21 protein-coding genes and 2 pseudogenes are annotated in these 19,302 nt (G+C 59.3%); 10 read left to right on the top strand and 13 right to left on the bottom strand.

Features of this window, described 5'->3' with window-relative positions; translation table 11 throughout:
* A pseudogene (locus GOB85_RS14330) lies at window positions 1-112 on the top strand (transposase); the annotation flags it as partial.
* A 427-nt stretch (window positions 113-539) separates the two neighbouring features.
* Here the strand turns inward: GOB85_RS14330 and GOB85_RS19725 are convergent.
* From GOB85_RS19725 to GOB85_RS14320, 3 genes and pseudogenes are all read right to left on the bottom strand, one after another.
* Window positions 540-1,103 carry a transposase gene (locus GOB85_RS19725; protein WP_338421754.1) on the bottom strand — a complete coding sequence of 188 codons (564 nt, stop codon included), beginning with the start codon at window positions 1,101-1,103 and terminating at the stop codon, window positions 540-542.
* Window positions 989-1,312 (bottom strand): annotated as a pseudogene (locus tag GOB85_RS19720) (IS5 family transposase); the annotation flags it as partial. The pseudogene GOB85_RS19720 and the gene GOB85_RS19725, both read right to left, overlap by 115 nt.
* Before the next feature lie 101 nt (window positions 1,313-1,413).
* Window positions 1,414-1,866, bottom strand: a complete 453-nt coding sequence (locus tag GOB85_RS14320; protein WP_173578165.1) for a MarR family winged helix-turn-helix transcriptional regulator — start codon at window positions 1,864-1,866, stop codon at window positions 1,414-1,416.
* Window positions 1,867-1,920: 54 nt separating this feature from the next.
* Here GOB85_RS14320 and GOB85_RS14315 point away from each other — a divergent pair, with 54 nt between their 5' ends.
* Window positions 1,921-3,504, top strand: coding sequence for an FAD-dependent oxidoreductase (locus GOB85_RS14315; protein ID WP_173578164.1), 1,584 nt, complete (start codon window positions 1,921-1,923; stop codon window positions 3,502-3,504).
* Between the two features lies 1 nt (window position 3,505).
* On the opposite strand, the gene GOB85_RS14310 is transcribed toward GOB85_RS14315, so the two are convergent.
* The 4 genes from GOB85_RS14310 to GOB85_RS14295 form a co-directional block, all read right to left on the bottom strand.
* A complete protein-coding gene (locus GOB85_RS14310) occupies window positions 3,506-3,940 on the bottom strand; it encodes a ribbon-helix-helix domain-containing protein (RefSeq protein WP_173578163.1) in 435 nt (144 codons plus the stop codon).
* A 165-nt stretch (window positions 3,941-4,105) separates the two neighbouring features.
* Window positions 4,106-5,887, bottom strand: a complete 1,782-nt coding sequence (locus GOB85_RS14305) for a relaxase/mobilization nuclease domain-containing protein (RefSeq protein ID WP_456304245.1) — start codon at window positions 5,885-5,887, stop codon at window positions 4,106-4,108.
* A gap of 844 nt (window positions 5,888-6,731) precedes the next feature.
* Window positions 6,732-6,977, bottom strand: coding sequence for a hypothetical protein (locus GOB85_RS14300; RefSeq protein WP_173578161.1), 246 nt, complete (start codon window positions 6,975-6,977; stop codon window positions 6,732-6,734).
* Entirely contained in the window at window positions 6,950-7,426 is a 477-nt protein-coding gene (locus GOB85_RS14295) for a DUF2840 domain-containing protein (protein WP_173578160.1), read from the bottom strand. The genes GOB85_RS14300 and GOB85_RS14295 overlap by 28 nt, the downstream gene beginning before the upstream one ends.
* Window positions 7,427-7,793: 367 nt before the next feature.
* Here GOB85_RS14295 and GOB85_RS14290 point away from each other — a divergent pair, with 367 nt between their 5' ends.
* Complete coding sequence (locus GOB85_RS14290; RefSeq protein WP_173578159.1) at window positions 7,794-9,032, top strand: MFS transporter; 1,239 nt, start codon at window positions 7,794-7,796, stop codon at window positions 9,030-9,032.
* Window positions 9,033-9,108: 76 nt separating this feature from the next.
* On the opposite strand, the gene GOB85_RS19365 is transcribed toward GOB85_RS14290, so the two are convergent.
* From GOB85_RS19365 to GOB85_RS14275, 3 genes are all read right to left on the bottom strand, one after another.
* The gene (locus tag GOB85_RS19365; RefSeq protein WP_242011526.1) at window positions 9,109-9,306 is read right to left on the bottom strand and encodes a hypothetical protein; all 198 of its coding nucleotides are present in this window, start codon (window positions 9,304-9,306) and stop codon (window positions 9,109-9,111) included.
* Between the two features lie 207 nt (window positions 9,307-9,513).
* The gene (locus GOB85_RS14280; protein WP_173578158.1) at window positions 9,514-9,957 is read right to left on the bottom strand and encodes a hypothetical protein; all 444 of its coding nucleotides are present in this window, start codon (window positions 9,955-9,957) and stop codon (window positions 9,514-9,516) included.
* Window positions 9,954-10,922 carry a BPSS1187 family protein gene (locus tag GOB85_RS14275; RefSeq protein WP_173578157.1) on the bottom strand — a complete coding sequence of 323 codons (969 nt, stop codon included), beginning with the start codon at window positions 10,920-10,922 and terminating at the stop codon, window positions 9,954-9,956. Before GOB85_RS14275 ends, GOB85_RS14280 begins: the two co-directional genes overlap by 4 nt.
* Here GOB85_RS14275 and GOB85_RS14270 point away from each other — a divergent pair.
* From GOB85_RS14270 to GOB85_RS14250, 5 genes are all read left to right on the top strand, one after another.
* Window positions 10,896-11,528 (top strand): hypothetical protein, encoded by a 633-nt coding sequence (locus tag GOB85_RS14270; protein ID WP_173579001.1) that lies wholly within the window; start codon window positions 10,896-10,898, stop codon window positions 11,526-11,528. The two genes, GOB85_RS14275 and GOB85_RS14270, sit on opposite strands and share 27 nt — an antisense overlap.
* Entirely contained in the window at window positions 11,529-11,879 is a 351-nt protein-coding gene (locus tag GOB85_RS14265) for a hypothetical protein (protein WP_173578156.1), read from the top strand.
* A 70-nt stretch (window positions 11,880-11,949) separates the two neighbouring features.
* Entirely contained in the window at window positions 11,950-12,186 is a 237-nt protein-coding gene (locus GOB85_RS14260; protein ID WP_173578155.1) for a type II toxin-antitoxin system CcdA family antitoxin, read from the top strand.
* On the top strand, window positions 12,186-12,491 hold the full coding sequence (locus GOB85_RS14255; protein ID WP_173578154.1) for a CcdB family protein: 306 nt from the start codon (window positions 12,186-12,188) through the stop codon (window positions 12,489-12,491). The genes GOB85_RS14260 and GOB85_RS14255 overlap by 1 nt, the downstream gene beginning before the upstream one ends.
* 121 nt (window positions 12,492-12,612) lie before the next feature.
* Entirely contained in the window at window positions 12,613-14,328 is a 1,716-nt protein-coding gene (locus tag GOB85_RS14250) for a recombinase family protein (RefSeq protein WP_173578153.1), read from the top strand.
* Window positions 14,329-14,441: 113 nt separating this feature from the next.
* Here GOB85_RS14250 and GOB85_RS14245 read toward each other — a convergent pair whose 3' ends face one another.
* Window positions 14,442-15,335, bottom strand: a complete 894-nt coding sequence (locus GOB85_RS14245) for an alpha/beta fold hydrolase (protein WP_026018696.1) — start codon at window positions 15,333-15,335, stop codon at window positions 14,442-14,444.
* 183 nt (window positions 15,336-15,518) lie between these two features.
* Window positions 15,519-16,349 carry an SDR family oxidoreductase gene (locus tag GOB85_RS14240; RefSeq protein WP_019086253.1) on the bottom strand — a complete coding sequence of 277 codons (831 nt, stop codon included), beginning with the start codon at window positions 16,347-16,349 and terminating at the stop codon, window positions 15,519-15,521.
* Between the two features lie 96 nt (window positions 16,350-16,445).
* Between GOB85_RS14240 and GOB85_RS14235 the strand changes: the two genes are divergently transcribed.
* The gene (locus GOB85_RS14235; RefSeq protein WP_173578152.1) at window positions 16,446-17,351 is read left to right on the top strand and encodes a LysR family transcriptional regulator; all 906 of its coding nucleotides are present in this window, start codon (window positions 16,446-16,448) and stop codon (window positions 17,349-17,351) included.
* Here the strand turns inward: GOB85_RS14235 and GOB85_RS14230 are convergent.
* Entirely contained in the window at window positions 17,311-18,246 is a 936-nt protein-coding gene (locus tag GOB85_RS14230; RefSeq protein WP_019086255.1) for a LysR family transcriptional regulator, read from the bottom strand. The genes GOB85_RS14235 and GOB85_RS14230 overlap by 41 nt on opposite strands.
* 92 nt (window positions 18,247-18,338) lie before the next feature.
* Here GOB85_RS14230 and GOB85_RS14225 point away from each other — a divergent pair, with 92 nt between their 5' ends.
* Window positions 18,339-19,301 (top strand): NAD(P)H-binding protein, encoded by a 963-nt coding sequence (locus GOB85_RS14225; RefSeq protein WP_173578151.1) that lies wholly within the window; start codon window positions 18,339-18,341, stop codon window positions 19,299-19,301.
* Window position 19,302: the final 1 nt, after the last annotated feature.

Here is a 19,302-nt window from a genome sequence, read left to right as displayed (position 1 = left end):
CAACCTCGGCAGCCACAAGAACAAGGCAGCACGGGTAGCTATCCGACAGGTCGGCGCGCGCCTGATCCTCCTGCCAAAATATTCGCCAGACCTAAACCCGATCGAACAGGTGGAGGGTTCGAAAAACCCCTATCCAAGCTTTTGTGTAATGCGCAATATCAATGAGTTATGACTCTGCTGTGATCGAAAAAGGAGGGTTTTTAGAACCCTCCAGATCACGCTTCAGTCAGCCGATGGCGAACTGGCGATCATCCTGCGCGGCGATCTAGCCGCGATCCTGTCGTTTGCGGCGCACAAGAAAAACGCCACGGTCCATCCGGACAGAGGCGTTCTCGATGCGTTCGTATCGCAAGTTCAGATGGTTGCGGGGAACCGCACACTACGATCCCGGCGAAATGTGGCGAATGGTCATTCGCAAGCGTCGTTGGTTGCGGGGGCACGGTCTGGCCGACACCGACATTCTCTCCACATTGCCGTCTAAAATGCCAATCACACGTTTAAACTTTGATCGGTCGGCAAAGGGCCGTGAACGTTAGGTTTCACGGGAAATCTGGCCACGGCATTTGCGGGTATCGCCGAGTATACCTCTGGGAGGGATCGACGTTCATCGAAGCCAGATCATGGCGGCAGCGAGGTGAACGAAGCCGGTAAAGTGGATAGTGCGGCGATCGTATCGGGTTGCGGTGCTTGTAGATGGCGGTGTCGTGCGGGATGAAGACCTTGCGATTGCGCTTGGACGGGATCACCGCCTCTGCTTTCATAGCGGTGATCTTCTCGCGTAAGTTATTGCTGTCATAGGCTTTGTCGGCAAGTATGGCATCGGCCTTCTGGCCTTCCAGAAGATCCGGAGCTGAGGTGATGTCGCTGGCCTGCCCGGGCGTGACGCGAAAACGCAGTGGCCTTCCGAACGTGTCTGCCAGCATGTGGATCTTGGTCGTCAATCCACCTCGGGAGCGCCCCAGCGCCTGATCCTTGGCCCCCCTTTTCCGGTCGCTGCCTGCTGGTGGGCGCGAACGATGGTGCTGTCGATCATGAGATAAGTGTTGTCCCGGTCGGCGGTGAGCGTGTCGAACACCCGCTCCCAAACACCGGCATGGCACCATCTACTGAAACGGCGATGGACCGTTTTCCATCGACCGTAGCGCTCCGGCAGATCGCACCAATGCGCGCCTGATCGCAAAACCCGCAAACATCCATTTACGAACAATCGGTTATCCGATCCCGTCCGCCCCGGGTCCCTGGCCTTGCCAGGCAACAGCAACGCAATCCGCGCCCACTGCGCCTCGTTCAACTCGTACCGCTTGATCCCCATCATCTGCTCCGTGCCTCAACACCGAGCCTCATGAATCAGACATCTTTCCTCTTGGGAATCCTGAATGTCGATCCCGCCTAGCCTTGGTTACCCCTCTCGGTTCAAAGCGCCTTGATGGACGTTGCGAGCGCCTCGCCGGTCCGGGTGAGGAAGCGCATGATGAGTTCGAATTCGCTGTCACTGTAACCGTCCAGTTCCTGGCGCATCATACCGCCTAACTCCCGATAGAGCATGGATGCCTGTTCCGAAATGGAGCGGCTCGCCTTCAGCAGAACCTTCCGCCTGTCAGATGGATCACGAGCACGCTCGACTAGGCCCTCTGCCTCCATCTTTTCGATCAGCCCGGACACGGTTCCGAGTTGCAGTCCTGCTTCCTGTGCAAGTGCGGTCATCGGCAACGGCCCCAGAAGCGCAATCAGCCGCAGGCATTTGAATTCGGTTGCCGTCAGGCCAAGGCGTTCGGCCACTTTTTGGTGGAACAGCACGAGCCGGGCCGCAAAAAGCTGGATCGTCGGGACGTAGCGCGCAAAGCGGTCGCTTGACTTATCGGGCATAATGGTTAGATATCCTAAGTATCTTGTTAGATATTCTAAGGAGTCACGCACGCCATGTCGATCCCCTCGTCATGCAAGGTTCTCGTCGTCGGTGGCGGCATCGTTGGCCTGACGGCTGCCGCCTTTCTTGCGAAACACGGCGTGGACGCCGTACTCGTCGAACGGCGCTCATCGCCGTCGAAACGTCTGCGTGCGAAGTTTTTCTATCCGCGAACGATCGAACTCTATCGTTCGCTCGCCATCGAGCCGGAGATCGCAACGCCTTCCGGCATGCTGACCGATGCCGCGATCGTCCACTCCCTGGCAAGAGAGGAAATTCGCCGCTGGACGCTTCCGGCCATTGAAGGGACGGCGGCTTCGCCCTGCGTGGCCTCGTCCATCAAGCAGCAGGATCTGGAGTGCATCGTGCGGGACACGGCGCAGCGTCTGGGGGCGCGTCTCTTCTTCGATCATGCGCTGACGGCGCTCGACCCGTATCCTGATGGCGCGATCGCGACGGTCAGGTCCGGCGACGGGACCGAAACCACGCTCCACGCCGATTACGTGATCGGATGCGACGGCAATCGGAGTATGGTACGTGATCGTCTCGGCATCCAGACCGAAGGGCTGGGTGATCTCGTCCAATCCATGAGCATTACGCTCCGTTGCGACATTCGCGACGCTCTGCGCGGGCGGCCCCTCAGCTTTGCATGGGTGCGGCAGGCCGAGATCAATGCCTTCCTGTCCTGGAGCACCGATCTCACCTCGGTCGTCCTGAGCGTCGAGTACGACCCGATGGACGCGGACGATGCTGTGCGCTTTACGCCGGAAAACTGCCGGTCGCTTGCGGCCTCCTGCCTTGGAATGCTGCCAGAACAGATCGAAGTAGTCGATATCCATCCCTGGTGTCTGTCGTCCTGGTATGCCGACAGCTTCCGGAAAGGTCGGGTCTTTCTGGCTGGTGACGCCATTCACAGCACACCGCCTCTGGGTGGGTTCGGGGCCAATACCGGCATTCATGATGCCCATAACCTGGCGTTGAAGCTCGTCTCCGTGATCAGGCACGACGCACCGGACTCGTTACTCGACCTTTACGAAGCAGAGCGCGGGCCGGTGGTCCAGATGGTTGTCGCTCAGGCCACGGCCCGGCTGGCGCAGCGTTCGGACGTCCGGCTTCCCCTTGAGGCGCTTCAGCCGGTTCTGGACGAGGAAACGATCAGCATGGGGTATCGCTATCCGATCCTGCCCCATGCCGGGAGCGTACCCAATCCGATCGCCGTGCCGCCGCGCGACCTCCATGCCGAGCCGGGAACACGCGCGCCGCATGTCTGGCTGCATCGGCACGGCGTGCGTCTCTCCAGCCTCGATCTGTTCGGCGACGGACTGGTGCTGCTGGCGGGGGCAGATGCGGCAGACTGGTGTCGGGAAGCGGAGGTTTCATGCAGCACGCGGGGTGTTCCGATCTCCTGTCATGTCGTGGGGCGTGACGCAGACGATCCCGACGCCGTGTTTCAGGCCTCCTACGGGATTTCCGCAAGCGGGGCCGTTCTCGTCCGGACCGACGGGTTCGTCCTGTGGAAAGCCGTGCGGACAACGACTTTCTCTGAAGCGGAGTTTCTGACTGTTCTCGTCAACACGCAAGAAGTGCGCAGCGAATAACCTATGTTCCCATATCCGCCTCCTTCTGTCCTGCGACATCCCTTACCCGCTCGTTGAGAAACCGCTGCCCCTTCGCCAAGCGCCGGACCAGCACCTCGTTGAACCGGGCATACATCTCAGCGCCCCGATCCCTGGCGACTTCGTTTTCGTTCGCCGGGATCGGAAGCTGGTGCGTCATCCAACTCCTGGCAAAGAGCGCGAATGCCTCGCCCAGCACGGCGACGGCCTCGTCCACATCGTCGAACCTCCGTCCAAGCCGGTCCAGACGCTTGGACAGCGCGGCATCCCGGCGTCCATCGTCCTCGCCGGAGACCAGCGACAGCACAGCCGCCTCGATCACCGCCGATTTCGACACTTTCCGGCGCTCGGCCAGCGCCTCGACCTGCTTGAGCAGGCCCGGCTCGAAATACACGTTCATCCGCTGCCGTCTGGTCATCGCCGTGCTCCCGTTTTTCTGGGGGTATCATGACAGAGTGACGCGGAATTTTTGTCGCGCAAGCCCTTGTTCGATCGGCATCGTACAGGGGCGTAGCCTGGCGTAAAATTGGCGGCGGCTGTCGGTTTTTGTCTGCATTCCGGCACGACTCGTGGTGCTTTCCCGCTACAGGCCAAGGCCCCTGCCCCGTCCCAGTTCCCAGGAGATGCCACCATGCTCGTCCATGGAAATGGCCATCTCCTTCTGGCGCTGTTTCCTGATCTCCGGACGCCAGGGCACCAGCGAGAATTCATGCCCACTCTCCAGCACCGCGAAGCGCCCGCTAGCCAGATCGACCGGGCCTTTCAGCGTGCCCTGGATGGTCTCGAAGCGATCGAGCGGCCGCCACAGCTTCCCCCGCTTCCCAGCCATCACCTGTCCCACCCGTTCCACCTCCCGCCCTTCCAGCGTCGCCAGCAGGTTCTTGCGGTAGCGGACCATGCCCTCCGGGGTGAGGCTGGCATCGCCACGGTCGAGCAGCGCCTTTTGCCGTCTGGCCAGTGCGTCGCCGACCTCGCCCCCGAACCCGGCCTCCACCCGGGCGCCATCGCGACCGGCCCCGGCCACCAGCCGCCGGTCGAGCCAGGTCGCGCCATCGGAGCCGATCTGCGCCCCCAGATCGAAGGCCGACAGCAGCCGCACCGTCGCCTTCGGCGAACGGGCCGCGTCATAAGCGATGGCGCGCTGCTGGAAGTCTTCCGGGATACGCCAGCGGTCGGCCTCCAACCGCTCCACGATCCCCGCCCGGCGTAGGGCCTCCAGACGGCGGACATGGCCTTTGATCAGCTCTTCCGGCGTGCCTTTGAGGCTCCAGCGGTCGAGTTGCATCCGCTCCAGATGGGCGGAAGGGCGATAGATCCCGTTCTCGGTCTGGGCGAGGATCGACCGGTCGGACGGGCGCGCCTTGTCGGGGACCGGAGCGGCGGCGATCTCCACGATCGCGCCACCGGGGATGTCCTCCATCTGGGCCGGATCGAAGCCGCGCAGGTGATGCACCCGTCCGTCGATCCCATCGACCACCAGCGACAGTTTCTCCCCGAGTTCGTCGATCAGATGCCGGTCCACCAGCCGCCCCGTCACCGGCCGGTCCGGGGCCTCGCCATGGAAGCGGAAATGCGCCGGGTCGCGCGGCGGCGCTGTTCCCTTGCCGTGCGCCTTCAGGGCGCGGTGCATCTGCCGGGTAATGTCGTCCCGCTCGCCGAGATTGCGCAGACGCTCTTCCAGCCGCTCGTCGAGGGTCCACCTGCCCGGTTCCGTCTGGCTGGTCAGTTCCATGCGCTCCAGCTTGGCGAGGCATGACAGGCGCAGCCGCCGGTCCACCAGATCGGAGGTCGGCGTCTGGATGCCGGGGCGCATGTCGAGATGGTTTTCTCGTGCCTGATCCAGCAGGGCACGGTCGATACGGGTGAAGCGATCGCGGTCGATCTCGGCTTCCAGCTTGTGGCGCTGCTCGATTTCGGACAAGGGACCGAGTTCCAGCGTCACGAATTCGGAGGCGCGTTCGCGGAGGCCGTGGGTGATGTAGCCGCCATCAATGACGAGGTCGCGGCCCTGGTCATCGCGACCGTTGACCACGACATGGACATGAGGATGCGCGGTGTTGAAATGGTTCACCGCCACCCAGTCCAGCCGCGTACCGAGATCGGCTTCCATCTGCGTCATCAAGTCGCGCGTGAAGTCTCTCAGATCGTCCATCCGGTCGGCGTCCTCCGGTGAGACGATGAAACGGAACTGATGCCGGTCCTCGGCGCCGCGTTCGAGGAAGGCTTTCGCATCGGTGCGGTCGGTTTCCGCGCCATAGAGGACGCCCCGCTCGCCGTCGCGGGAGGTGCCATCACGCTGGATGTAGTGCAGGTGGGCTGCGGCTCCCCCTCCCTTCCCGGCCTGACGCACCACCCGCGCCTTCACGGTCACACGCCGGGAACCAGGAACCTGATGCCGCCAGCCGCAGATCCCGCGCGCCCGGACGAAGGACGCGCCACGCCCGCGACCCACCCCACGGGTGGAACCGGAACGCGACGCGCTCCCCGCACGCGAGGTCGCACCCGACCTGCTGCTTCCCCTCTTTCCGGGGGACGGGGATTGCCGCCGAACCTGCGTGCGGATGCTCGCCAGAAAGTCGGTGCGACCGCGCTCCGGGCCGCCCTTCGAACGGAGGCGTCCAACTCTGGGACGGAACGAGGTGTCGTCATCCTGCACCATGGCCAGACCTCGCGAAAACTGGGCTGTTTCCGGGGAACAGTGCCGTCAAAAACGGCGAATCCCCCTCGCTCCTGAAAAATGACGGCTCAGACGCCTGAAATCCAGAGTGCCACTCGAAATATCCCCAACCCCATGTGCAGACAGAGAAAACCGAAGGTCAGGACCGGCAGGAGTGCCGGTTCCTTTAATCTTGCCCTCACGTTTTTTCTTCTTTTCGTCTTCCAAATTCGGCTTTTTCGAATCTGATGGCCACTTTCAGCCTGACCAGGGTGACTGGCAAAACCTGCCACGAAGCGCCTCCCGCCACCATGCGAACGGAACGACAAAACGCTGCGCCGCGACCTGCTTTCGGTGTGTCTTATGGCGTGCCGTGAACACGTCAAAATCATGCGTCGGATGTGATCGGAATCGACACCTTCACATGACGGGGGACCGTTGAACGGATGACGCTCCCGGCGACGATGACCAATCGGTCAGCCTGCGTTCGTCGTGCATCCGGGCCGCCCGTCCAGCGCATGCGGATGGTGTTCCGGATGCGGGAAAACTCGTGTCACTGAACGCCGGGATCGTTCGTCGGAATGGCGTCTGAAACACGCCCGAAGACGACCCGAAAGAGACGCGGCGGCGCAGCCGGCGCCTTCCGCTCGCGGCGCGAAGCGCCGCGTTGTCCCGGCACAAAACGAATGCGATAGGAGGGTGAAAAAGCCGGCCGGAAAGAGAAGGGAAAGGCACGGGCAAACGTCGGTAAGCCAGACGCGGGAAGCACACTCAACGCAACGCGCGACGACGCAGCCATGCCCGATGCCGTGCTTTGGTATAGGGATCGGGCTGCTGCCGTGCCTCCAGCCGATGGTGTAGGTGACGCCAGTAATCGGGACTGACTTCGACCGGATCGATGTCCTGCGCCTCGACCGCGTCGATCGCTTCCAGCACAAGCTGGACGCGCGGCCATGAAGTCTGGTGCAGCAACACCTCGCCGCCCGGTCGCACGCATGGGACGGTCTGGTAGTCTTCGCCGGAGCCGACCGTGCGCACGATGTCGATGTGCGATTCAACCGTGCCATACGCGTTGGCGGCCCAGCGGACGAAGGCGAACACACTGCCGGGCGCGAAGCTGAGCATGCGCCGCTGACGGTCGAGGATCGTGTCCGCGATCGGCCGACCGAAGCGCAGCCAGCGTTCCACCTGCTTCTCGATCCAGGTCAGTTCAACCGTCGTGATCAGCGCGGACGGATCGCCGGTCATCGCGTTCACTCCTTTTCTATGATCCACTCCCCGGACAGCAGGAATAAAGCCGCAAGAATGATTGCGACTGATGTCGTTCCTACCTACCAGTCCGGCGCCCCCAGTTGTGCTTGGCGTGAAGCCAAGCGGACGTCTGGAATGGCAGGGACGCGCACTGGCCACACTGTTACGGCACGGCATAGCCAAAAGCTGCCATTAATACGTCGGGGAAACGCGCCACTGATCTACGTATGCAAGTAGTGAAACAGACCTGTCCTCTACTGCCCGCGCACCTAGCGAAGCGAGGAGATCAAGACCCGCCCGAATTTCTTGAGCTCGAACCGAGAGCCATCTTGACCCTTACTCCCTGGTACATTCTACTTGCAGGATGATACCAATCCGTAATTATCGAAAAAAACTCGGCGTTCTTGGTAACAGTAATTTCGCAGTATTCCTCACCGCTACATTCCTATCCAATATGGGAAGCGCTCTGGTCCCGGTAGCATTGTCTTTCGCCCTGTTTGCCAAGGGGGCCGGGACTGTGGGCGTGAGTGCGGTGCTCTCAGCCGAAGTTCTTCCAATGGCATTGCTACTGCTGTTTGGGGGCGTTCTTGCCGATCGGTATCCACCTCGTCGTATCATGGTAGCTGCCGACCTAACGCGTGCTTTGACGCAAACGGCGCTTGCCGCATTGTTGTTTCAGCCTTTCCTATCATATGTTGCAGTTGTTCCGCTTTCTGCACTCCTCGGGCTCGGTAATGCATTGGATGCACCCGGTCGGAATAGACTGCTGACCCAGATCGTGCCTTCCGCGTTGCTACCGAGCGCCAACTCCCTGATTATGATGGCAATCTCTTTTGCAGGGCTCTTAGGTCCGGCCATTGGGGGGCTACTTGTTGCCAGTATCGGCGCTGGGTGGGCGGTTGCGCTGGATGCGCTCAGCTATCTGGCCAGTGCGGGCTTGTTGTTGGCACTGACGCCCAAAAAAGGATTGTCGGCTGAAGACAACGAACCGGGCATGCTGACTGCTCTGCGCGAAGGATGGACAGCATTCGCCGGCAGGCCCTGGCTCTGGATGATGGTTTGCCTGTTTGCTGTGATGCAGACGCTATCATGGGCCCCTACGGAAATCCTTGGTGCGTCGATTTTTTCTCGGCAAGTGCATGGTGCCTCATATTGGGGCTTTCTTCTTTCCGCGATGGGGACTGGTGCGATGGTTGGCGCCTTGATGGCTTTGCGTCTACGGCCGAAACAGCCCATCCGTGCAGTCCTGTTGTGGCTCCTGATCTATCCGTTGACCCCAGCATGCTTGGCCGGTTCGTGGCCGTTCTGGGCGCAAGGGCTTTGCTTTTTCCTCGGTGGGATTGAGATGGCAAATGTTAACGTCGTCTGGGAGAGCACGCTCCAGCGCGCGGTCCCGCCAGAGATGCTTTCCCGCGTGTCCGCGTATGACGCCTTGGGTTCGTTTTGCCTGATGCCCTTGGGGTACGTCCTCGCTGGCCCGATGGCCTTGATCTTTGGCACGGGTGGAACATTATGGCTGGGCGCAGTTATCGTGATGATATTCATTGTAGCTCTGCTACTCTTCGGTAGAGTGCAAAGTGTCGCATTAGCCGATTTCCCGTGAGCCGACACCGAGATACTACAGCCGCTCGGAATTTCGATATCCGCTGTTGAACATTCACAGAAAAGCGCAATACGTCCTATGTGAGGCGATTGCCGCCTCTCTGCTTCACGATCAGTGAGCAGCCCAGATGATTCAGCCCGAGAGAGCGAACGAGCCACTCGCCAAGCGAACCATGAGAAAGCAGGCTTTTTGACCGCCACCCCGATCCCCTCATCAGATCCCGCGCATGATCGGCGAGACGATGCAGATCGCTGTCAGGCGTATCGGCCACCATACTGATGCCAAGCCAGTCCTGTGCCCAGATAGGCGCGGCTCTGTTTCACGGGCTGGTCCGACGGGATAGTGTTCTACTGAGCATGACCTGACAGGCAAGGCATGAAAGCCAAAGAATCTAAAGGTCCGGCGCTAGTATCCGCCCTTACAATCTGGAAATCAATATGGATCAACAATGAATTAAAAAAATATACTCAATCCGACATTATTAATTCCGTCCTTTATTTTCCTCTATACCGTTTACAACAAAACGAACTTTCGTGGTTCCCATTGTCGGGGCATATGTTAGCGATCCGACCGCAGTAACCGGCTTACCGACAAGCTCTGACAACGCCCCCCTTGCTTCTGGACCAGTAGAACCAGCCACAATAGACTTTTGCATAAGAACAATGTCGAAATATTTCTGGTTTGTGACAGGCGTATCGATTTGGCTACCACCGCCGATATCGACCGGACTATTGATCTCAAGTCGCAGGACTTTACATTCAGGAGCAGTACGCTGCCCTTCAGAGGCAATACAGGGAACGCGCTGTATCGAACCGTGAACGCTGACTGTCGACGGTTCGTAGCTTAAAAATTCTCGGGCATTCAGGCTAGAAACAGGCACAATCCCAAGGATGACAGCCAGTATCCCGCTTGTATATGTATTCATGGCGCAGAGTCCTCGTCTCGACCACGTCCATCCCCCAACATCAGATCCCACAAGGGCTTCTCCATGAATGAACCATTGGGGGTTCTCGGCGTACAGCCAAGTTCAGCGACGGCCCAATGGTTGGGCAAATAAATACCTGATCCAGGCTTACATTGCGCTGCGTCAGTGACCAATCGAATATGATCAGGGAAGATACCGAGAGCACCATAGGTCTTCTGCATCCATGACGCGTTTGCTTCGCGAGCCGAATACATCCCCCACCAGCGATCAGCGGGCGTAGCTGAAGGCGAAGAAAGCCACGAAGCAACACTATTGGTATTCTGGTAGTGGTCCCAAGGACTGGAAAGAAGAATCACTCGCGCGACAGTTGTCGTTTTCGCAAAAAAAGCAGCCAGGCCAGCACCTTGAGAGAAACCTGAGACAGCAATATTCGCCCACCGAGGTTGTCCCTGATCGAGATATTGATCCCAATGCTCTGCCGGCCACTTACGATGAAGATACCGCAACATTGAAGCCGTGCGGGCTACCAATCCCTCTGATGTGGAAACATTTAATCCTTTCATAGGAGCGCCACCGAAAATCTTGGCTTTGCGATAGTCTGAAAAACATGGCTCATTCGCTTGATCACACAGCAGCGTCCCTGGTGGATTATAGACATAATCAATCATAATAACGCGATAGTGATGTTCCAGAGCATCGGCAATAAAAGGAATGGTGGGTGTCTGACGAAAGGATTGAGCTCCTCCAAAAAACACAAGAAGGCGACCATCTTCACCGATGTTCTTCATATATCCTGCGACATTTCGTGCGTCGCTTTTGACAATGCCAGAGTCAGTATCACTCGGCTCGACGTCATGCTCTACGATCTGGCTGGACCAGTCGTCAGCCATTCCCTTTGCTGGCCATACAGAGAAAACAAGCAACAGAATAAAAATGCCTTGTACAAAATGACGCATGCTGGCCATTCCCAGGTCATTGTTGAAGTGCGTAAATTAACACAAACACGGTGCCCCTGTCCCAAACATGCCCTCGCTTCAAGGGAAGAAGACACACCCGCATACCCGCTGTCCGGCAAAAACACTGAGGCCACCGTCGTCATACAATCAGCGAGTCGCATCGACAAACCAACAATTCACCAATTTGTGATCCATTGCTTTGCGAACAAAACACCGCCACATATACGCCTGACTACGCCCCATTACGCAGCGACCGACACAGCCCGACAATCCATTGGAATGGCTCAATTTTTTCAGTTGCGCGGCGATTTTCAGCGCGTGATCCTACTGTCCTCTCCAGACGGAAAGGGCAGGACGATGACGGACGAAAACCGCATATCGAACGCCGGACCGAAATCTCCGGCTAACGATAACAAACCCACCGATACTGTCCAGTCTGCTCCTCCAGATCCCGCCATGAAGGCGCGAACGGACGCATTGATCCTCGTTCTGGCGCGCCTGCTGGGCCGCCAGATTGCTCGCGAGGAATTTGAACGACGACTATACAATATTGCTAACGACAACTTTCCCCCCGATGCACCAGTGCAGGACGGACCCGATAATCAAACGGATTAGATGACACAGCTTATTCCCCTGCTGACGGCCTTCGGCCTCGGCTCAATTATCACTGCCCTGATCCAGTCATGGCTGACCCAACGCTCGAAAGAGAAAGAACGCGCGTTTCAGGAGAAACAAACGGCATATGTCGGATTACTGGAGGCTTATCATCGGGCCGCCGTCGAAGGGACCGATGAAACATCGAAGCAATTCGCTTATTGGCAGATGCGATGTGAGTTAGTCGCGCCGCATCAGGTACGGGACGCGATCAGGCGCATTGTCGAAACGAACGATGACCGTGAAGGACGTCGGCAAGCCGACCACGACATGAAGACGGCCATGCGCGCCGATCTCGGAATTACACAATAAGAGCATATATCGCCCACTTGAAATGCGCATTTCTTATGCGCATAATGTACCCATCAACGGGAGCCATCCGATGCCGCCTTCAATCGATACCCGCCGTGCCACGAACGTCACATTGCCGGTTCATCTGCTCACCGAAGCACGAGCCCTGGGTCTCAATATTTCCCAGGCATGCGAGCAAGGTCTCGCTACAGCGCTTGCCGCGCGCAGGCGCGAAAACTGGCTTGCCGAGAACGGCGACGCGATCCAGTCATGGAACGAGCATGTTGAAACGCACGGTCTCCCGCTGGCCGAGTATCGGGCGTTCTGATGACGCGTCTCGATGTCTATCCCATGCCGGGCAAGCGTCGCGGGGGGTATGTGGTCGATGTTCAGGCGGAACTCCTGTCCAAATTGGCAACCCGGATGGTCGTTCCCCTGATCCCGGTTTCTGATGCTCCGCCGCCGATCAGCGAGTTGAATCCGGTTATTGATATAAAAGGCGCGCCACATGTCCTGCTGACGCAGGCCCTGGCCAGTGTTCCGCTCTCCGAACTTCGCAAGCCGGTCTGTTCCATCGACAACTATCATGATGCCATCACGCGGGCACTGGACGTTCTGTTCGTTGGTTTCTGAGACGCTACCGCGCATTGATATGACTGACTGTGGCGGTCCCGACCGATACGAAGTGATTTCTGTTTTTGTTGCCGTTAGGAATAATCACCCGCTGTTCCACTTCTCCCGTTAGGAGTCCGTCATGACCCGTGTCGCGCTCTATGCCCGCTACTCCTCGGACAACCAGCGGGCGGCCTCAATCGAGGACCAGTTCCGTCTCTGTGAGGAGCGCGCCAAACGCGAGGGCTGGCAGGTGGTGGAGTGTTACCGCGATGCGGCGATCTCCGGGGCCAGCATGATCCTGCGCCCCGGCATCCAGACCCTGCTGCGTGACGCCCAGGCCGGGCAGTTCGATATCGTGCTGGCCGAGGCGCTGGATCGCGTGTCCCGCGACCAAGCCGACGTCGCCACCCTGTTCAAGCGTCTCCAGTTTGCGGGCGTCACCATTGTCACCATGGCCGAGGGCGAGATCAGCGAACTTCACGTCGGCCTCAAAGGCACGATGAACGCCCTGTTCCTCAAGGACCTGGCGATGAAGACCCATCGCGGTCTGCGCGGCCGGGTCGAGGCGGGCAAATCCGGCGGCGGCCTGTGCTACGGCTATCGCGTCGTGCATCAGATGGACGCGCGGGGCGAACTGATCCGGGGCGACCGCGAGATCGACGACGCACAGGCGGAAATCGTCCGCCGCATCTTCCGTGAGTTTGCATCGGGCCGGAGCGCGCTTTCCATCGCCAACCGCCTGAACGACGAAGGCATCCCCAGCCCCACGGGCGGCAAGTGGAACAATACTACCTTACGCGGCAACGCCCTGCGTGGCACCGGCATTCTGAACAATGAGCTTTATATCGGACGCCTCGTCTGGAATCGCCTGCGCTATCTGAAAGACCCGCAGACGGGGAAGCGCGTCTCTCGGCTGAATCCACAATATGAGTGGATCATCACCGAGGTTCCGGACCTACGGATCATGGATGACGATCTCTGGCAGGCGGTGCGCGACCGGCAGGCGCTGATCGCGGCGAAGAGCGTGAACATCAGCGCGGGTATCCGCGCTTCGAACAATCGACTCAATGGCCAGCGCCGGCCAAAATCGCTCCTGTCGGGTCTGGTGTTCTGTGGCGTGTGCGGCGGTTCCTGCTCGATCCGGGGCGGCGACCGCTTCGCTTGTTCCACCCACATGGACAACCGGTCCTGCACCAACAGGACCACGATCCGTCGCCCGGAACTGGAAGACCGGGTGCTGTCCGGCCTCAAGGACCGGCTGATGACGCCGGAAGCGGCCGCCGCGGCCATGCGCGCCTATGTCGAGGAAACCAATCGCGCCAACCATGAGCGCCGCGCCAGCACGTCCGGTTGGCAGACGGAACTGACGAAACTGCGCAAGGGGCTGAAACAGATGCTCCAGGTCATCGAGGATGGTGGCTATACGCGCGGCATGGTCGAGCGCATGCGCGAGATGGAAGCCCGCGAGGATGAACTGGTCGCCCTGCTTGCCGCCCAGCCTCAGGACGTGCCCGATATCCATCCCAACGTCGCCGGGATCTTCAAACACAAGGTCGAGCGGCTGGCGGAAACCCTGAACCATCCCGAGGACCGGCAGGAAGCCTCCGAGGCCATCCGCGCGCTGATCGAGAAGATCGTGCTTCATCCCGGCAAGGGCCGTGGCGAGATGCACGCCACGCTCCATGGCAAACTGGGCAAGCTGCTGGATTTCGCCGCTTCACGCGGTCAGGGAGGCAGAAACGCGAACACTCCCGGAGCCAAGGCTTCGGGAGTGTCGGTATCGGGTATTGCGGGGGAAGACAACCAACGATACTTGCGGTTGATCGACCGCGAAATACCGCATCTCGCTGCATAACTGAGCAACCGTGCCAGCCCCTATGGTGGCATCCAATCGCAATCTTTATCCTCAGCAGACAAAGGTGACGCTATTCCATCGAACCGATTTACATTTGGAATGCAGGTATCTGTTCACAGAAATGCAGCAATGATTCTCAACATTTCCTCCGGTGCTTCTTCCTGTGGACTGTGACCACAGTCAATCGCGTTCCCCTGCACATTCGTGGCTTTTTCACGCCATGTCTCTACAACGTCATAGAGTGCGCCGACGGTCCCTCGTGCGCCCCACAACGCAAGAAGCGGCGCTTCGATGCGCCTGTCGTCGTCCTCGGCGTCATGGACAAGATCGATGCCCGCTGCGGCACGATAATCCTCACATGCTGCATGTCGCATCGCAGGGTCAGCGTAGCAGCGACGGTATTCGGCCATCACCCGAGGGTCGACAGAGCCCTGTATCTTGACCTGCCCTGCGATGTGATTCTCCAGAAAGAAATCCGGATCAGCGCCAATCAGCTTTTCCGGCAGTGGATAAGGCTGGATCAGGAAAAACCACCAGAAATAACGCCGGGCAAACTCCATATCGGTTCGGGCATACATCGTGGCTGTTGGCGCAATGTCGATCACGACCAGTTTTTCGACTGACTGTGGTGCATCAAGTGCAAGGCGGTGTGCTACGCGGCCACCCCTGTCGTGCCCAATAACCCGAAAACGGTCAAAACCAAGTGCTTTCATGACACCAACCTGGTCGGCAGCCATGGCCCGTTTGGAATAGTTGATGTGCTCAGAGCCTCCATCTGGCTTCGCACTGTCACCGTAACCTCGAAGATCAGTAGCCACGACAGTAAAATGCTTTGCCAATATGGGCGCAATCTTGTGCCAAGTCAGATGCATCTGCGGATGGCCGTGTAACAGAAGCAGAGGAGATCCTGTTCCGCCAACAGCAGTCCGAATACGGATATCGTCTACTTCAATATCGTACCACCTGAACCCCGGCAGCAGTTCTGGGAAGCCAACAGCAGTCTTCATCACCACACCTGATACTCCCGGTGAATAATAGCGGAACCAGTATAGTTTAATTCAGAAGATACCTGTTCTGAGACGAGATCAACATCTCTTGACCTGTCACTCATTGCACAGATCGGCACTCTGCTGGTTTTCAGGAATAGGCTCCGATCTTCATGGGAGACGTAAAAATAACCTAATGCCGGGTCACCGCTTGCCATCGGCCGAATACGCAACATCACGCTGTGTTTCGATCGAAGTGAGGCGGCTGGCCAGTTCGCGTGTGATATTGTCATAGGCCTTACTGCCCAATGGCAAACGGAATGGCGGCTTCTCACTGTCGGCGGCGGCAATCATAGCCGCAACCGTGCGTCTTGCGTCTCCATTGATAGGAAACGTCCCGGCATCAATCGCCTTTCTCACAGCCCCTGCGGGCGTGTCATCATAAACTGCCATCGGTGCCGCATGTACCATACCAGCCGCGAAATTCGTCCCCGTCGGCCCGGGTTCGACAATTATGCAGTCGATACGGAAGGGAGCTACCTCCTGTGCAACGCTCTCAATGAATCCCTCAATGCCCCATTTGGTAGTATGATACAGGCTGAAATTCGGATAGGCGATCTGCCCTCCTTCCGAGGACACCTGCATGATGCGCCCCCCGCCCTGCTGGCGTAGGTATGGCAGAACCGCACGGATCAACTGAATGGAGCCTGTCAGATTGGTGGCGATCTGACGGTCGATGTCGGCATCTGCCACTTCTTCTGCTGCGCCAAACACACCGTAACCCGCATTGCTCACCACCACGTCGATCCGTCCGACATGCCCGAACGCTCCCGCGACCGCGCTGCGGATGGCCACCGTATCAGTCATCTCGAGCATCATCACTATGAGCCGGTCGCCATATTCGCGTTCCAGATCGGTGAGAGCGTCCTTGCGCCGAATTGTCGCGACCACCTTGTCGCCACGTTCCAGCAGATCTTCTGTCATGATCCGGCCAAGGCCAGAGGACGCGCCCGTGATCAACCAGCTTTTGCTCATAAAACACTCCTGCACTGATGATCCGGAAGTGTATAAGTCATTCATTGGTATTACTATCGCGCCATTATGGCATGACCTGTTGAGTTTCTTTCACCAATGTCTCGTCCAACCCTGAATGAACTGGCCCTTTTTGCTGCCGTCGCCACCCATCGCAGTTTTCGCAAGGCGGCAGACGAACTCGGCGTGTCGAGGTCTTCCCTCAGCCACGCGATACGTAGTTTGGAACAGACTCTGGGTGTCTGTCTGCTCAACCGGACCACCCGCAGCGTCGCGCTCACCGAAGCCGGGAGACGACTGCGGACCGGACTTGAACCCGTCCTGAGCGGGTTGGACGATGCGCTCGATGCTGTGGCTGATGCTCGTGGTGCGCCTGCAGGCACATTGCGTATCAATGCGAATAAGGGGGCGGCGGAGCTTTTCCTCCGCATGATCGTACCCCGTTTCATGACCCTGTACCCTCGGGTTAAACTTGATCTCGTTGTGGAGGGGCAGTTGGTGGATATAGTCGAGGACGGGTTCGATGCTGGCATCCGTCTTGCTGAAGCCATACCACAGGACATGATCGGGGTGCCGCTGGGTGGCGAAGTCCGGTTCGTGACTGTCGCGTCGCCAGCTTATCTCGCACACCATGCCCCGCTTCAGACACCGCACGACCTCCGCCTGCATCACTGCATCCGTCAACGCCTCCCCGGCGGAAAACGCTATCGCTGGGAGTTCACCCGTCATGGAGAGAATATGACTCTCGACGTTCCAGGTGTTCTCACCCTGAATGACAGCGACCTGATGGTGGAGGCGGCCGGCAAGGATCTCGGCGTCGCCTATGTGCCTGAAAGCTTCGCGCGCCGCCTTCTGGCTGACGGCCGGCTGGTGACGGTTCTCGACGCATGGTGTCCGCCCTGCCCTGGCCTCATGCTCTATTATCCACGCAACCGGCATGTCCCTTCCGCATTGCGCGCATTGATCAACCTGATGAAGGAAACGAACCGGAAGTTATCTGGGTAATCTGGGTACCGGTGCAATATTGCCGGAGATTTGCGGCAAGATGCCGAAACACAGCATCGATGCGGTGGCTGTGACGTAGGTCCGCATGCGCGACGACCCAGGCTTCAAGTTCCGCGACAATCAGGCCAGGCAACACACGCACGAGATCCCGCTCACCAATTGGTAATTGCGTGACACCGATCCCCAATCCCGCGCGTACCATGGCAAGCTGGGTCGGATGACTGTCGGTGCGGAGCGCGAAATACAGCTTCTCTCCCAGCGTCTTTTGCAATTCCCGTGTAAAATCTTGATCCATCCGGGATCGGTCCGAGCCGATCAGCGTGTGCCGGGCCAGATCCGTCGCACCTTCCGGCACCCCATGCCGCTCCAGATAAGAGGCGGTCGCGAAAAACCCGAGCGGGATACATCCTGCCCGTTTCGCCACCAGCGCCCCATGGCGCGGACGATGCATCCGGATCGCGATATCCGCTTCCTGCCCCGGCAGATCTGCGTTCTCGTTGCTCAGGACCAGTTCGACGTAGAGGCCCGGATGGCGCTCCCGCAGCGGGGCCAACAGACGCGGCATGACCTCGATGCCGACGAATTCGGCGACGCTGATACGCACCGTACCCGCGATCTCACCCCCGGACGCGGACGCAGCGCGATAGAAAGCCTCTGACGCGAAGGCCATACGCCGGACATGGACCGCCAGTTCCCGGGCGTCATCCGTCGGAACCAGCCCATTCACCGTGCGCGAGAAGAGTGGCTGACCGATCGCGCGCTCCAGCGCCTCGATCCGGTGACGCACGGTCGGCTGGGTCAGGCCGAGGTTGCGCGCCGCCGCCGACAGGCTTCCCGTATCGAGAACCGCGAGGAAGGCCCGTTGTCCGTCCCAGTCCGGAGAAAGAATGCTCATCGTTTTTCAATGAGCAGCATGCCGATCTTTGTCAATTTCCTTCGCGACCGCCTCCGTTCACTCTTCCGGTGGAAACGCAGGGAGATCGCAGCGTGACGAAAGCAATCCTCGTTCTGGGGGCAACCGGCGGCATTGGCGGCGCGGTCACACGGGTCATGCTGCGTCGCCGCTGGCAGGTGCGGGCAATGGTGCGTGACCCGGCCCGGGCTCAAGCGGGCTGGGGTGACGATGTGATGCCCCACTGGGTGCAGGGCGATGCCATGCTCCGGGACGATGTGGTGAGGGCCGCGACCGGGGTCGACGTAATCCTGCACGGCGTCAATCCGGCAGGCTACCGCAATTGGGAAACAACAGTGCTGCCGATGATCGACAACACGATCGCCGCCGCCAGGGCTACCAGCGGAGCGCGCATTGTGCTTCCGGGAACGATCTACAATTATGACGCCGCCACAGCGCCGGTGATCGACGAAACGACACCGCAAAATCCGCCTGGCCGCAAAGGCAAGATCCGCAAGGCCCTCGAATGTCGCCTCACCGGCGCCGCCCCGGAGGTTCCGAGCCTGATCGTGCGGGCGGGCGACTATTTCGGCCCTGACGCACAGCAGAGTTGGTTCGCTCAGGCGTTGGCGAAGGCGCCGCTGAAACAGATCACCTATCCCGGCCGCACTGGTATCGGTCACGCCTGGGCTTACCTGCCTGATCTGGCCGAAGCAATTGCGCAACTGCTCGAACTACGACCCGGTGCCATGGCAACCGTCGAACGCATGCAGTTCAGCGGGTTCTGGGACGCAGACGGCACACACATGATCGCTGCGCTCCGCCGCATGACGGGCACGCCGGATCTCTCAGTCCGGCACTTCCCATGGTGGTTGATGCACCTTCTTTCTCCATTCGGTGGTTTTCCGCACGAAGTGATCGAGGTTAAGCCCTACTGGCATTATCCGGTCCGGCTCGACAACAGTCGCCTCGTCCGGTTGCTGGGATCAGAACCTCATACCGACATCAATCAGGCTGTCAGAAATGCCGCGAACTGTCCCGGAGTCTCAACGTCCTAAT

The organism is Acetobacter fallax (assembly GCF_011516735.1).
GTDB classification, from domain to species: domain Bacteria; phylum Pseudomonadota; class Alphaproteobacteria; order Acetobacterales; family Acetobacteraceae; genus Acetobacter; species Acetobacter fallax.
Note: the sequence above shows the minus strand (reverse complement) of the source record. Positions and strands in the feature narration are given on the sequence as shown.

Coding starts and splice junctions, on each gene's coding strand:
- GOB85_RS19725 (WP_338421754.1), bottom strand. CDS start 1,103: ATGGTGCCATGCCGGTGTTTGGGAGCGGGTGTTCGACACGCTCACCGC.
- GOB85_RS14320 (WP_173578165.1), bottom strand. CDS start 1,866: ATGCCCGATAAGTCAAGCGACCGCTTTGCGCGCTACGTCCCGACGATC.
- GOB85_RS14315 (WP_173578164.1), top strand. CDS start 1,921: ATGTCGATCCCCTCGTCATGCAAGGTTCTCGTCGTCGGTGGCGGCATC.
- GOB85_RS14310 (WP_173578163.1), bottom strand. CDS start 3,940: ATGACCAGACGGCAGCGGATGAACGTGTATTTCGAGCCGGGCCTGCTC.
- GOB85_RS14300 (WP_173578161.1), bottom strand. CDS start 6,977: ATGGCTGCGTCGTCGCGCGTTGCGTTGAGTGTGCTTCCCGCGTCTGGC.
- GOB85_RS14295 (WP_173578160.1), bottom strand. CDS start 7,426: ATGACCGGCGATCCGTCCGCGCTGATCACGACGGTTGAACTGACCTGG.
- GOB85_RS14290 (WP_173578159.1), top strand. CDS start 7,794: ATGATACCAATCCGTAATTATCGAAAAAAACTCGGCGTTCTTGGTAAC.
- GOB85_RS19365 (WP_242011526.1), bottom strand. CDS start 9,306: ATGGTGGCCGATACGCCTGACAGCGATCTGCATCGTCTCGCCGATCAT.
- GOB85_RS14280 (WP_173578158.1), bottom strand. CDS start 9,957: ATGAATACATATACAAGCGGGATACTGGCTGTCATCCTTGGGATTGTG.
- GOB85_RS14275 (WP_173578157.1), bottom strand. CDS start 10,922: ATGGCCAGCATGCGTCATTTTGTACAAGGCATTTTTATTCTGTTGCTT.
- GOB85_RS14265 (WP_173578156.1), top strand. CDS start 11,529: ATGACACAGCTTATTCCCCTGCTGACGGCCTTCGGCCTCGGCTCAATT.
- GOB85_RS14260 (WP_173578155.1), top strand. CDS start 11,950: ATGCCGCCTTCAATCGATACCCGCCGTGCCACGAACGTCACATTGCCG.
- GOB85_RS14255 (WP_173578154.1), top strand. CDS start 12,186: ATGACGCGTCTCGATGTCTATCCCATGCCGGGCAAGCGTCGCGGGGGG.
- GOB85_RS14250 (WP_173578153.1), top strand. CDS start 12,613: ATGACCCGTGTCGCGCTCTATGCCCGCTACTCCTCGGACAACCAGCGG.
- GOB85_RS14245 (WP_026018696.1), bottom strand. CDS start 15,335: ATGAAGACTGCTGTTGGCTTCCCAGAACTGCTGCCGGGGTTCAGGTGG.
- GOB85_RS14240 (WP_019086253.1), bottom strand. CDS start 16,349: ATGAGCAAAAGCTGGTTGATCACGGGCGCGTCCTCTGGCCTTGGCCGG.
- GOB85_RS14235 (WP_173578152.1), top strand. CDS start 16,446: ATGTCTCGTCCAACCCTGAATGAACTGGCCCTTTTTGCTGCCGTCGCC.
- GOB85_RS14230 (WP_019086255.1), bottom strand. CDS start 18,246: ATGAGCATTCTTTCTCCGGACTGGGACGGACAACGGGCCTTCCTCGCG.